Annotated in this window: 14 protein-coding genes; 5 read left to right on the top strand and 9 right to left on the bottom strand. The window is 42.3% G+C overall.

Features of this window, described 5'->3' with window-relative positions; genetic code table 11:
• Positions 1-334: 334 nt before the first annotated feature.
• From AAFX28_RS20325 to AAFX28_RS20305, 5 genes are all read right to left on the bottom strand, one after another.
• Positions 335-787, bottom strand: a complete 453-nt coding sequence (locus AAFX28_RS20325; protein ID WP_408690325.1) for an NfeD family protein — start codon at positions 785-787, stop codon at positions 335-337.
• 9 nt (positions 788-796) lie between these two features.
• On the bottom strand, positions 797-1,720 hold the full coding sequence (locus tag AAFX28_RS20320; RefSeq protein ID WP_408690323.1) for an SPFH domain-containing protein: 924 nt from the start codon (positions 1,718-1,720) through the stop codon (positions 797-799).
• Positions 1,721-1,861: 141 nt separating this feature from the next.
• Positions 1,862-2,716, bottom strand: a complete 855-nt coding sequence (locus AAFX28_RS20315) for a co-chaperone YbbN (RefSeq protein WP_408690321.1) — start codon at positions 2,714-2,716, stop codon at positions 1,862-1,864.
• A gap of 325 nt (positions 2,717-3,041) precedes the next feature.
• On the bottom strand, positions 3,042-3,869 hold the full coding sequence (locus AAFX28_RS20310) for an SDR family oxidoreductase (RefSeq protein ID WP_408690319.1): 828 nt from the start codon (positions 3,867-3,869) through the stop codon (positions 3,042-3,044).
• A 44-nt stretch (positions 3,870-3,913) separates the two neighbouring features.
• Positions 3,914-4,828, bottom strand: coding sequence for a TIGR01777 family oxidoreductase (locus tag AAFX28_RS20305; protein WP_408690913.1), 915 nt, complete (start codon positions 4,826-4,828; stop codon positions 3,914-3,916).
• Between the two features lie 179 nt (positions 4,829-5,007).
• Between AAFX28_RS20305 and yfcE the strand changes: the two genes are divergently transcribed.
• Positions 5,008-5,556, top strand: a complete 549-nt coding sequence (yfcE, locus tag AAFX28_RS20300) for a phosphodiesterase (protein WP_408690317.1) — start codon at positions 5,008-5,010, stop codon at positions 5,554-5,556.
• Positions 5,557-5,617: 61 nt separating this feature from the next.
• On the opposite strand, the gene AAFX28_RS20295 is transcribed toward yfcE, so the two are convergent.
• The 4 genes from AAFX28_RS20295 to AAFX28_RS20280 are packed head-to-tail and all read right to left on the bottom strand — an operon-like array spanning position 5,618 to position 8,095.
• On the bottom strand, positions 5,618-5,896 hold the full coding sequence (locus AAFX28_RS20295; protein ID WP_408690316.1) for a SelT/SelW/SelH family protein: 279 nt from the start codon (positions 5,894-5,896) through the stop codon (positions 5,618-5,620).
• A 10-nt stretch (positions 5,897-5,906) separates the two neighbouring features.
• Entirely contained in the window at positions 5,907-6,662 is a 756-nt protein-coding gene (locus AAFX28_RS20290; RefSeq protein WP_408690314.1) for a sulfite exporter TauE/SafE family protein, read from the bottom strand.
• Positions 6,663-6,701: 39 nt separating this feature from the next.
• The gene (locus tag AAFX28_RS20285; RefSeq protein WP_408690313.1) at positions 6,702-7,220 is read right to left on the bottom strand and encodes a regulatory protein ToxS; all 519 of its coding nucleotides are present in this window, start codon (positions 7,218-7,220) and stop codon (positions 6,702-6,704) included.
• Between the two features lie 11 nt (positions 7,221-7,231).
• A complete protein-coding gene (locus AAFX28_RS20280; RefSeq protein ID WP_408690311.1) occupies positions 7,232-8,095 on the bottom strand; it encodes a transcriptional regulator in 864 nt (287 codons plus the stop codon).
• Positions 8,096-8,360: 265 nt separating this feature from the next.
• On the opposite strand from AAFX28_RS20280, the gene htpG reads away from it, so the two are divergent.
• The 4 genes from htpG (at position 8,361) to AAFX28_RS20260 (ending at position 13,488) form a co-directional block, all read left to right on the top strand.
• Positions 8,361-10,265 carry a molecular chaperone HtpG gene (htpG, locus tag AAFX28_RS20275; protein ID WP_408690309.1) on the top strand — a complete coding sequence of 635 codons (1,905 nt, stop codon included), beginning with the start codon at positions 8,361-8,363 and terminating at the stop codon, positions 10,263-10,265.
• A 315-nt stretch (positions 10,266-10,580) separates the two neighbouring features.
• Complete coding sequence (adk, locus tag AAFX28_RS20270) at positions 10,581-11,225, top strand: adenylate kinase (RefSeq protein WP_053441791.1); 645 nt, start codon at positions 10,581-10,583, stop codon at positions 11,223-11,225.
• A gap of 132 nt (positions 11,226-11,357) precedes the next feature.
• Positions 11,358-12,317, top strand: coding sequence for a ferrochelatase (hemH, locus tag AAFX28_RS20265; RefSeq protein WP_408690308.1), 960 nt, complete (start codon positions 11,358-11,360; stop codon positions 12,315-12,317).
• Positions 12,318-12,768: 451 nt separating this feature from the next.
• Positions 12,769-13,488 (top strand): oligogalacturonate-specific porin KdgM family protein, encoded by a 720-nt coding sequence (locus tag AAFX28_RS20260; RefSeq protein WP_408690306.1) that lies wholly within the window; start codon positions 12,769-12,771, stop codon positions 13,486-13,488.
• Positions 13,489-13,501 lie beyond the last annotated feature (13 nt).

The following is a 13,501-nucleotide window of genomic DNA, read 5'->3' as shown; positions in this document are numbered from 1 at the left end:
CCCTTTGATGTGTGATCTTAATCACCTTGGTGATATACCTAGTATGTGCAAAGTTCGATAAAGATCAAAAAAATAGAGAGCAAAGTATTTTTATCGTAATAATAAAGGCTTACTTAATATGTATAGTGAATTAATAAGTGGTTGATGAATATTGAATAATGAGAGTGGATTAGTAGATCTGATTTGTAATATATGAAACTAAACTTAAATTACACGTACACTTAATTTTCATTAATTAGTTTTTAAGTTTCTGAAATAAATATTCTTTTGCTCTGATTTAGTTACATTGAATGGAAAAAGGCTCTTTATATGGAGCAAAGAGCCGAAAATTAATTTAATTTTTTTTCTGAATAGTCAGTAAAATCCCATTTACCGCAGTTATTTCAACAATAGATCCTGCCGAAATCAGCTGCTCACTTTTCGCAGACCAAGTTGTGTCACCCAACTTGATTCGACCTTTTCCTGCAGGAAAGTCTTCTTCTAATGCTAGAGTTTGACCAATTAGTTGTTTCTGTTTCTGGTTAAGCTCTCGCTGAGCGTCACTCTGCATATCTTTACGAAATTGCTTTCGCCACCATAGCCAAGTTGTCACTAATGAGAAGCTACCAAAGCTAATCCATTGAAGTTGCCAGCTCATTGGTATAACGGTAAGTAACGCCCCCACAATAAGTGCTGATAAACCTAGCCATAAAAAGTAGCCTGCAGTACCAAGTAACTCTAATGCTAACAAAGCTAAACCAAAGGCCAACCAGTGCCAATAATTAACAGTATCTAATAACTCAATCAAAGGTTACCTCTACTTATCTGTCTCTTTAGAGTGTTTAAACATTTCAGCTATCCCTGCAACCGAACCCATTAAACCAGAAGCTTCAAGAGGTAGCATGATGATTTTTCCATTTTCTGCTTGTCCTATGGACTTAAGAGCTTCGGTGTAACCTTGAGCAATAAAGTAATTCACAGCCTGCATGTCACCTTTTGCAATGGCTTCCGATACCATCGACGTTGCACGGGCCTCGGCTTCGGCTGCGCGTTCTCGAGCTTCGGCTTGAAGTATCGCAGCTTGTTTGTCACCTTCAGCTTTTAATATTTCTGATTGCTTATGCCCCTCAGCGCGAAGAATTTCTGCTTGGCGGATACCTTCGGCTTCAAGCACTTCAGCACGTTTGTTTCGCTCAGCTTTCATTTGGGCGTTCATTGCGGCGGTTAAATCCGCTGGTGGTTGCACATCTTTAATCTCTATACGAGTAACTTTGACACCCCAAGGGTTAGTTGCTTCATCAACAATTGATAGTAGCTTGGTATTGATCATGTCACGTTGACTGAGCATCTCGTCAAGTTCCATAGAACCAAGAACAGTACGTATATTGGTCAGAGTCAGGTTGCGAATCGCATGCTCTAAATCGTTAACTTCATAGGCTGCTTGCGCAGCATCAATCACTTGTACGAAGCAGACAGCATCGATAGTCACGTTAGCATTGTCTTTAGAGATAACTTCTTGCGCAGGAATGTCTAAGACTCGTTCCATCATGTTGATCTTGTGGCCAATGCCATCAATGAATGGAATGATGATATTAAGTCCTGGCTTTAACGTGTGGGTATATCGGCCAAATCGTTCGACGGTCCAGTTGTTTCCTTGTGGCACTGTTTTCACACCTGCAATGATAAGAGCAATAGCGACAACGAGAAAAACGCCGATTGTAATCAATGAATCAATAGCCATATCTGAAGTTCCTTATGATAGTCGTTGATTAATTGTTGCTTAATTGCTCAATCTAAACAATGGCATAAATGAGAACTTTGGCAAATTTCAGGCAAAATAAAAGCCGGATAAACCGGCTTTAAGTTATTGATTTAGAAGAGTCTAATAAAGGATTGAGTAAAGCTGGCGACGGTACTTACCCGCGATAGGGTTACCTTGTCCAAGTGCGGCAAGAATGTCCATAAAGGATTTCTTTAACTCACCGTCAAGTGCATTTAAATCAAGTCGAATAACGTTCCAGAGTAGCTCCAACGCTTCTTCGTCTCGGTTTACTTGGTGGTAGCTTAATGCCAGTTTATTCGTGAGCTCTAAGTTATTCGGTTCTTGGCTTAGCGAAGCTTCCAGAGATTGAATTTCTGGGCTGTTGGCAGCTTGGGCGTGAAGCTCTAACTTAGCAACTAAACCCTTGTAGTAGTTGTCTTGATATTCGAGAGGAATATGTTCCAGTAACGCTTTGGCTTGCTCAAAATTTTGCGTTTCGAGATAGCAATCTGCGAGGGCGAGTTTAACGTCGCCTTTTTGTTTTATAGCATCTTCTAATCCTTCAAGAAGAGGAAGCGCTTGAGCATGCTGCCCTGCTTGAATGAACTCACTCGCTTGTTTTAGGGTAAGTTCATCTTGGCTAGGTAAATGCTTAACCAACATCTCCTTAATAGCATCGATAGTTTGCGGGCCACCCATACCATCAACAGCCTGCCCATTGATAAACAGTGCGATTGTAGGTAACGCTTGAACACCAAACTGACTTGCAATCATTTGCTCTTGTTCACAGTTGAGCAAAGCTAGGGTAAATGCGCCGTTGTATTGTTGAGTGAGCATTTGAAGCTCAGGAATAATTTGCGAGCTTTCCTGGCTCATTGGTGCCCAAAAGTGCACTAATACTGGCGTTTGCATCGAGCCTTCCAGCACTTGACGGAAATTTTGTTCATTAAGCTCGACAATAAAAGGTGATTGCATGTGAGGTTTCCTTGCAACATGGTCTATATAGCAAAGATATGGGCAGCAGGGGAAGAGTTCAAGATAAGGTGTTGAATTAAGTCATGATGGCAAACAAAAACACCGCTTATATAAAGCGGTGTTTTTGTTGTCCCAAATGGGCAAGCGAAGGTGTCTATAAAACGATAAACAACGTTAGCGCAATACAGACACTCAGCCAGTTTAACTGGTTTAACGACATATCATTATTCCGAATGTTGCGCTTAAATCTATTGGTTAGGGTGTGCCCTAATGTTTACTTTAGTTTTTTATTGTTACGGAATAATGACAATTGTACGTTTTTTAATTAGGCGGCTTGTCGCAGGATCTTGTCGAGTAATCTCGTCGGTAGAATCCGCTTTAGTATTGCGAACACTTTTGTCGGTGTTGTTATTCGATATCGAATCTTAGGTTTGGGTGATTCAAGGGCATCAATTAACGGGGCAATACAAGACTCAGCAGGAAGAACAAAAGCATTATTGGAGCTTTCACTATTTAGCCGTTCCATTTGTTGTTGATACTGAGCTTTATGAGCACTTTCATCAACGGTTATCCAGCGTTGAAAAGCGTTGAACGCATTGGCGCGGAATTGAGTTTCTATTGGACCTGGCTCAATCAAGCTAATATGGATATTCGTATCCATCAGTTCCAGGCGCATCGTATCAGTCCAGCCTTCTAGGGCAAACTTCGAAGCATTATAAGCACCACGATATTTCATTGCTGCGAAACCTAGTACAGAACTGTTCTGTACAATTCTGCCGTACCCTTGAGCTCTCATGATTGGGAGTAGCGAGCGTACTAATTGATGCCAGCCAAAAAAGTTGGTTTCAAATTGTTCACGCAACCCATCCGTCGGGAGGTCTTCCAATGCCCCTGGTTGGCCGTACGCGCCGTTATTAAAAAGTGCATCTAGCTTTCCGTCGGTCAGTCGTAGTGCTTCTTTGACTCCCGAGTCGATACTGTCTGAGCTAGCTAAATCTAACTGTATACAGGTTAAACCTTCCGCTTGTAGCCTTTCTACATCTTTTGATTGACGGCAAGACGCAATGACGTGATAGCCGCGTTTATGTAAAGCGTGGGCACAAACATAGCCAATGCCTGTTGAACATCCAGTAATGAGAATAGTTTGGGTCATTATTCATCAACAAAGTTATCCATAAGAGGGATTAGATTACTGGATTAATCGCGATGTTGTAATAGGTTTTTCAATGCAGGCTCTATTCGAGAGTAACTAAAATGAAACCCTAGCTCAGTGAGCTTCTTCGGCTTTGCTCGAATGCTATCGAAAAGTAGTACGGAGCTTTCTCCCATCGCAAGAGTCATTACCCATTTAGGCGTTTTTAACAGATGTGGTCGCCTTAAAGTTTTTGCTAATGTTTGACTAAACAGTTTATTGGTTACGGGGTGCGGAGCACATAGGTTAAATTCTCCGTGTGCGTGAGGAGTATCAAGTAAATAGACAATCCCACGCACCATATCAAGCATATGAATCCACGGCATGTACTGTTTCCCATTACCGAGGGGCCCACCTAAGCCGAGTCGGTATGGTGGTAGCATCTTGTTAAGGGCGCCACCTTCAGGCGCGAGAACAACCCCAGTTCTAAGTAGGCATACTCGTGTCATTTCCGAGCGTGCACGATTGGCGATTTGCTCCCACTTCGCGCACACTTCGTGAGGGAACCCCAAATCACTAACATGTAATGTTTCATCAAAAGGGTGCTCTTGTTGATCGCCGTAATAACCAACGGCTGAACCACTAATGAAAACATTCGGCGGTGTAGTACTCGCATGGATAAGTGCGACTAGTGTTTCGGTTATCTTCCAGCGACTCTCACAAATGGTCTGTTTTTGTTTTTTCGTCCAGCGTTTGTCTGCGATAGGTTCTCCAGCTAAGTTAATCACAGCGTCAAAATCATTCAGGTGGTGGAAGTCATTAAGATCTGAGATATAGGTGACATTCCCCATATCGGTGTGGCTGAGGTTAATTTTTGCCTTTTGAGGGGTGCGAGTTAGTAAAACGACTTCGTGTGTCGTCAAATGCTTCAACAACTCACGCCCAATAAATCCTGTTCCACCTGTCAGCAATACCTTCATTTGAATCTTTTTCACTCCGCTTGAATCGGTTTTTACTACATCGCTAGCATTTAACCATAGCCAACTATTGTTACTAATTATAGCGACTTAGCAATAAAAGGGATCAACAGGCTGCTACAGAGTGACTAATTGGAATCGAGTGGGTAAAATCCCCGTATTAATTTTGAGGAGATGATGTCGTGAAACTCTTTTTTGCCTCTGACCTACATGGCTCTTTGCCTGCAACTGAAAAAGTACTGGCTCAATATAAGAAGTCTGGTGCACAAACATTGGTGATTTTAGGTGATGTCCTTAATCATGGTCCGCGCAATCCTGTGCCAGAAGGTTACAATCCACCTGCGGTTAGTGAGCTGCTAAATCAATATGCTGACCAGATCATTGCTGTTCGCGGTAACTGTGACAGCGAAGTCGATCAAATGCTCCTCTCGTTTCCTATGATGATGGATTACGCTTGGGTGATACTCCCTTCAGGGCAACGTCTGTTTTTGACCCATGGTCATCTCTATAACTCTGATAAGCGACCTTTATTGCGTGAGGGTGATGTCATTGCTCATGGACACACTCATATCCCTATCGCCAAGCTTGATAAAGGGCAGTTTATTTTCAATCCAGGCTCAATTACTTTCCCGCGTAATGGATACGCAGCGAGTTATGGAATGTTAGATAACAACCAACTGATGGTCATGACGTTTGATGGTGAAGTATTGGCGCAAACTTCACTTAACTGATCTTATTTATGGCAGTTGTTGTTCGCTGCCATATTTCCTTTCTACTGCTTGTGATGAAACTCTACTTACTGTCTGAGTGCCCTAAGTCTCGCTCAGGATCAATTTCATCCCTTACTTTCTGCTTAAGAACTTTCGCCTCTGGGAATCCACCATCTCGCTTACGTTCCCAAATGAGCGTGCCATTACAATGAATTTCAAATCTGCCTCCAGTATCAGGATGCAATGAAATGGTTTCAATTTCTTCGCTGAACGTATGAAGCAGCTCTTGTGATAGCCAAGTCGAACGGAGCATCCAGTTACATTGACGGCAGTAGTAGATATCTATTTTAGCCTTGTTCATGGGTTCCTCTTTAGAAAAGTAGTTTAATACCAATGGCAAATGTCAGTATTTCAAAGCAGATTTTGATCACTTTGTTGCTATAACGAGTGGTTAGGTAAGCGCCTATGCTGCCGCCAATAAATGAGCCAAGTAGCAGAGCAGGCAACCAAGGCCAATAGATTGGTGCGCCAGCTTGGGCCACGGCTATGCCACCAATGCCATTCCAGAATAGACCAACACAAAGCATGGTTAGCGCCACCGCTTGTTTGTAGCTGTAACCAAACCATCTGACAAGAAATAGAGTGACAAGAAGTCCGGAACCCGCAGTCAATGAGCCATTGATGACGCCAATAAGCATCAATCCAAATCCACCGATAGTCCACCCAACTGGGTCACGGTGAGTAAACATTTCTTCCTGTCCGAGCTGCTTCTTAAATCGCGAGTAAACTCCCAATGCTAAAATCATCCCACCAAGCATTTTTTGAGCAATGTCTTCGGGAATAAGTAGAACAATATTTGCACCAATTATCACACCGATACTACCAACACAGATCAAGTAGATAGCAACGTGAAAACTGAAGCTTTTGTTTTTTATGTGGGTGTATGCGGCTCCGAGTCCAAGCGCGACACTGGCAATTTTATGTGTAGCTAAAGCAACGGAAAAAGGTAAACCGAAGAAAATCAGTAGCGGGAACTGTAGTAAGCCAGCACCACCGCCAGAGAGTGAGGCTAGGGTGTTGGCGATAAACGAGCCTAAGAATAGGCCAAAGGTATTAATCCAATCCATGATGTAATGAAAAAGGGGCATCATGCCCCTTTTAAAAATTTAGTTGCTGAAAAGAACCGTAGAGCCGTGGCTAAGACTCGTCAGTAATAATGTTTTTTCATTGACGATGTCGATACGGCGACTTTGCTGAGCATCCATTTTAAAAATCTGAGTGATCAGATTAAGCTGAGCTTCAGTGAAGTCTTTGCTTTGTGCAGAAGAAACATCTTTGAACTCGGTAGGAGAAACCAACAGATAGTTATCGCTGATATCCCACTCACCCGTTTCTGAAATATTAATAACACTTTCATCCGATTGGTCGTCATTTGAATATAAACGGACGGTCGCGACACGGATGTAAGTATTGTTAGGCAAGTACTTCACGTTAGAGGTGATGTCAGCCTTACGTAATGGACCCACGGATTCTTCTTGTAGTGGCGCAGTAATCACGGTCACCATCTTAGATTGCCATTCTTTCGAAGTGATCACTTGTTCTACTTTTAAGTCACTGCCCCAGTATAGCCAACTACTAAATAGTGCTGAGAAAACAAGTAGGCCTGCTGCAATTTTTTGTTTCATTATAATGTTTCCTATTGGCAAACTTTACTTAGATCTTCTTGTTCAGCGAAGATACGGAGCGTGATGTTTTGACCCGAATGATCTAATGAGTGAATGTAGTTCAACACGAGTTGGTTATTCTGGCCACCTGTTGCAATAACTTCAACTGGCGCTTCTTCACCTACGTGAGTTTCATTGTACTTCTTCACACATTGCTCAATCGATGGATACCATTGAGTCAATTCAGGATGATTAATCGGCGTTTTTACTGGAGTGTTATCATAAACACCAAGTTCTCGGAATTTTGATTCTGCTGGATTGGTGAATAACACCACACACAGAGGTAAAAATAGAGCTAACAGAATTAGCAGCTTGGAAACAAGGTTAAGTCCCGTCTCCGGTGCTTTATGTTGAGCAACGTCCGATGGTGTTGGTTCTGGCTGAACAGGTGTAGGCATTTCTACAGCTGCATCTGTGCTAACCGCTTCAGTTAGTTCAACCGTTTCAGTTGCGACTTCTTCTTCGATATCAGCTTCACCACTCATTAATGGTGTGGTTCTTTCAACTGTACAAATCAATTGATAGCCGCGCTTAGGCACCGTCTTCACAAACATTGGTGACTTGGTTGAATCTTTGAGTAGCTTACGCAGCGTTGAGATTGCTTGTGTTAGGCTTGAATCATCTACTTCAAAGCCTTGCTTGCGCCAAACGAAGTCATGCAGATCGTTACGAGAAACGATTTCACTTGGTTTTTCACAAAGGAGTAAAAGAATACGACTTTCGTTGCTTCCTAAGCGAATAAGCTCATTATCGTTTTCCTTATCGATAAGAGAGTTGGTATTCGGGTCAAAAGTGAATCTGTTATCAAGATTAAACTTAGTACCTATATTACTCATCAATCATTGGCCATTTTTGTAAAGGTTTCAGAAGGTAGTACTTACTTAGTACTCACTAGCACAAGTATGAATGTGCCTCGTTTAGAATTTTTGATTTTTTAGAGGTGCAAGGATAGTCAAAATAAAACCAAAAAAACACTGTTTTTATGATTGTTGACCTTGAATTTACATTTGTCACCCTCATGTTAATTGACAGATTTGGGCCAATTAACAATCGTTACTATGAATGTATTGGCTTGATAAGTATAGAACTTATGGAGTTATCATGAGCGAAACTGCAACACATAATAAAGAAACTCGTGGCTTTCAGTCAGAAGTAAAACAATTACTTCACCTAATGATTCATTCTCTTTACTCAAATAAAGAGATCTTCCTTCGCGAGCTAATTTCTAATGCGTCCGACGCTTCTGACAAACTGCGTTTTCAAGCACTGTCTAACTCAGACCTTTATCAAGGTGACGCCGACCTAGGTGTAAAACTTTCTTTTGATGAAGCGTCGAACACCTTAACAATTTCAGACAACGGCATCGGTATGAGCCGTGACGATGTTATTGAGCATTTAGGTACGATTGCAAAGTCTGGCACAGCGGATTTTTTCTCAAAGCTATCTGATGACCAATCGAAAGATTCTCAGTTAATCGGTCAGTTTGGTGTTGGTTTCTACTCGGCATTTATTGTTGCTGATGCAGTAACAGTACATACTCGTGCAGCAGGCCTTTCCGCAGACCAAGCGGTTCAATGGCACTCTGCCGGTGAAGGTGAATACACGATCGAAGACGTGACTAAAGAGTCTCGTGGTACTGATATCATTCTTCATATGCGTGAAGAAGGTAAGGAATTCCTTAACGAGTGGCGCCTGCGTGAAGTTATCAGCAAATATTCTGATCACATCGGTATTCCTGTATCTATTCTAACTGCTGAGCGTGATGACGAAGGTAAAGAAACCGACGTTAAAAAGTGGGAACAGATTAACAAAGCCCAAGCTCTCTGGACACGTAATAAATCTGATATTGCTGAAGAAGAGTACCAGGAGTTCTATAAGCACGTTTCTCATGACTTTGCTGATCCACTTGTGTGGAGTCATAACCGTGTTGAAGGTAAAAACGATTACACGAGCCTGCTTTACATCCCATCTCAAGCTCCTTGGGATATGATGAATCGAGATCATAAATCGGGTCTAAAACTATACGTTCAACGTGTGTTTATCATGGATGACGCTGAACAGTTCATGCCATCGTACCTACGCTTTGTTCGCGGTCTAATAGATTCAAACGATCTACCATTGAATGTTTCTCGCGAAATCCTGCAAGACAACAAGGTGACTCAGTCGCTACGTAGTGCTTGTACTAAACGTGTTCTGACTATGCTAGAGCGCATGGCGAAGAACGACGAAGAGAAATACCAAACGTTCTGGAAGCAGTTCGGCCTTGTGATGAAAGAAGGTCCGGCTGAAGACATGAGTAATAAAGAGAAGATCGCTGGTCTTCTTCGCTTTGCTTCAACAGAAGTGGACTCTGCGGATCAAACGGTTGGCCTTGCGTCTTACGTTGAACGTATGAAAGAAGGTCAAGATAAGATCTACTACCTAACGGCAGACAGCTACGCTGCGGCAAAAAATAGTCCACACCTAGAGCAATTTAAAGCGAAAGGTATCGAAGTAGTTCTAATGTACGATCGCATTGATGAGTACGTAATGAACTACTTGACTGAGTTTGACGGTAAGCAGTTCCAATCAATCACGAAAGCGGGTCTTGATCTAAGCCAGTTTGAAAACGAAGCTGAAAAAGAGAAGCAGAAAGAAACAGAAGAAGAGTTTAAGTCTGTAGTTGAGCGTACTAAGGAGTACCTTGGTGAGCGAGTGAAAGAAGTTCGCACGACGTTCAAATTGGCTTCCACTCCAGCGGTTGTCGTAACTGATGACTTTGAAATGGGCACTCAAATGGCAAAACTTCTAGAAGCAGCAGGTCAAGCGGCTCCAGAAGTTAAGTACATTTTTGAAATCAACCCAGAGCATGCTTTAGTTAAGCAAATGGCTGATGAGGCGGATGAAGAAGCATTTGGCCGCTGGGTAGAGGTTCTACTTGGACAAGCTATGTTAGCTGAGCGCGGTTCGATGGAAGATCCATCTCAATTCCTAGGAGCGATTAACTCGCTTTTGACTAAGGGCTAATAGCTCACTTGATACAAAAAGCTCGCACTTTGCGGGCTTTTTGATTTATTTGCGCTAATCGTGAATAAAATTGCGCGAAAGAGAAGGGAGTGTGAGTGTTTAAGCATTCTTTAGTCGTAAATCGCGCTTTGGTTTCAAATTGTATGTTAGAATGCAATCTTGAAACCAATCAAGCAGGCGTGTAATGTGCACGCCTGTTTTATTGCAATAACAAGAACAGTTATACCGAAACTTACCGTGATACGCTGCAAAGTCAAACTTGGCTAAGCATAGTGAGCTTCGGTATAAATCATCATTATCTTAAGAGGATTCAACATGCGCATCATTCTTCTAGGTGCTCCAGGTGCAGGTAAAGGCACACAAGCTAATTTCATCATGGAAAAATACGGTGTTCCGCAAATCTCTACTGGTGACATGCTACGTGCTGCTATCAAAGCAGGTACAGAGCTTGGTAAACAAGCTAAAGCTGTAATCGACGCTGGTCAGCTAGTTTCTGATGAAATCATCCTTGGTCTAATCAAAGAGCGCATCGCTCAAGATGACTGCGAAAAAGGTTTCCTACTAGATGGTTTCCCACGCACAATCCCACAGGCTGATGGCCTAAAAGAAATGGGTGTTGACGTAGATTACGTTATTGAATTTGACGTAGCTGACGATGTGATCGTTGAGCGTATGGCTGGTCGTCGTGCTCACCTTCCTTCAGGTCGTACTTACCACGTTGTTTACAATCCACCAAAAGTGGAAGGTAAAGATGACGTAACAGGTGAAGAACTGGTTGTTCGTGATGACGACAAAGAAGAGACAGTACGTGCGCGTCTAGGTGTATACCATGATCAAACTGCGCCGCTAATTTCTTACTACGGTAAAGAAGCAGAAGCGGGCAACACTAAGTACCTAAAATTTGACGGTACTAAGCAAGTTGCTGAAGTTAGTGCAGATATCGAGAAAGCACTAGCATAAATTGCTAACAGCGATTTTTGAAAATTTGATATAGTGAAAGCGACCTTTGTAGGGTCGCTTTTTTTATGCTCGTGCTTTGATCCATGGTGGAACTTGTAACGTAAAGAGCCATTTAAGTACTAATAGGAACCTATGCAAAACAATAAAAAACAGGGTGTATTACTGGTTAATTTAGGTACGCCCGATGAAGCAACCGCGCCAGCCGTGAAACAGTTTCTTAGCCAATTTCTACATGATAAGCGTGTTGTAGATATGACCCGATGGCTATGGTGCCCAATTTTGCATGGTGTCATTTTGCCTATTCGTGCGCCAAAGGTGGCTAAACTATACCAATCAGTTTGGACTGAAGAGGGCTCGCCTCTTTTAGTGTTCTCTAAACGTCAGGCCGAAAAGTTGCAGCAGCTGGTGGGTATGCCGGTTGAATTAGGTATGACTTATGGTAATCCTAGTTTGCAAACGGGAGTAGAGTCTCTGTTAGCCCAAGGCGTTGAAGAGGTGATCGTATTGCCTTTGTACCCACAGTATTCCGGTACCACAACGGCAGCGGTCTCTGACGGCTTGACCAAAGCGTTCAAGAATATCCCAGTCACGCCAAGTTTTCAGTTCATTGGTGACTATCATGACCATCCCATTTATATCAAAGCATTAGCAGAAAGTGTAAAACGTTCTTGGCAGGAAAAAGGTAAAGGGGATTACTTACTCTGCTCTTACCACGGCATTCCTAAGCGCTATGCCGATAACGGTGACATCTACCCTCAACATTGCCAGCGTACTACAGAACTATTGGCACAAGAGTTAGGTTTAGGTTCAGACCAAATTGGTATGACTTATCAATCTCGCTTTGGTCGTGAAGAATGGCTACAGCCATACACGGATAAAACCTTAGAAGCTTTACCGGCTAAAGGGATTAAAAAACTCGACATCATGGCCCCGGCTTTTTCCGTTGATTGTTTAGAGACACTGGAAGAACTTTCAGAAGAGTGCCGAGAGATCTTTATTGAACATGGAGGAGAAACTTTCACCTATATACCATGTTTGAATGAAGATGAACTTCATATACAAATGATGGCTAATATCATCTGCCGTCATTAGCGAAGAACCGTTGCTGAATAAGGCTGCCTTGGGGCAGCCTTTTTTCTGCCTATGACTTTCTAGGTCATGAGGCTTTAACGCTATGTATTGATCATGCTTATGTGAAGTGATCAAGATCTCATTATTATTATTGGAAATTAAGTGAAATCTAAATCTGGTGTGACTCAGAACGAGATAGTCATATTCTGTAGGACGATTTGTGGGACACAGATCACTCTACGTCATTTTTGATGTTTTTATTTTTATTTAAGCTATTGAAATTAAAGGCTTAAATTACTTTGTCGTTTTTGACGGTGAGCTAAGTCTCATTAAATAGGGATTTATTTTTTATTGGAAAATAATTCTTGCAGTATGAAAAGCAAGCCAGGGAGGCGAACCTTCTTTGCGGTCACAGGTGAAGAATTACCAGATAAGAGCCGCGGCTATTTTTGATACTTTAAGGCAGATTCTAATGAAAAAATTATTTACGCTAAGTGCACTTTCTCTTGCATTCGCTTCAACAGCATTCGCGGGTTCTTCATACGTAACAGGTAACGTACAGTTTCATGATGATGACCTTCATGGCAATAGCGCGACCTCAACACTAGAAGCAGGTCATACTTTCGATAACTCTATCGGTGGATTAACGGTTTATACTGAGTTCGACGGCATCTCACTTGGTGACCCAGTGGTAGATGGAGTTAACAACTCTGTTGGTGTAACGCTTGGTGGTGAGCAGTCGTACAATATTACAGATAACCTATGGGTTGCAGCAGGTTACCAACATCTTCTAGTAGATGGTGAGACAGCACAATACCGTCCATTAGTGAAGATTGGCTACAACTTCGATAACGGCCTGTCATTGAGCAACCGTACTCGTCTACACATTAACGAAGACAGCAGTCTAGACAATGACATCCGTTTTGATAACCGTATTGGTTACGTAGTTAACGAAGATATCTCTCTAAGCTACAACAATGTTTATGTTATCGCGGGTAATGAATCTAAGTACAACCCAGCGGGTGATATGAAGAAACAAGACACAATGGACCACGAGTTACGTGCAACATGGACTCGTGATGGCGTTCAACCATACTTTGAGTTCCGTAGCCAAGCGAATGGTGCAGATTACGCAGATGGTTCTAGCAAGCAGAACAACGCATTTGTGTTTGGTGCTTCATACGGCTTCTAAGTCTGATTTACTA

The organism is Vibrio sp. TBV020, assembly GCF_046056895.1.
Lineage (GTDB): Bacteria > Pseudomonadota > Gammaproteobacteria > Enterobacterales > Vibrionaceae > Vibrio.
This window is presented reverse-complemented; position numbering and strand designations above follow the sequence as displayed.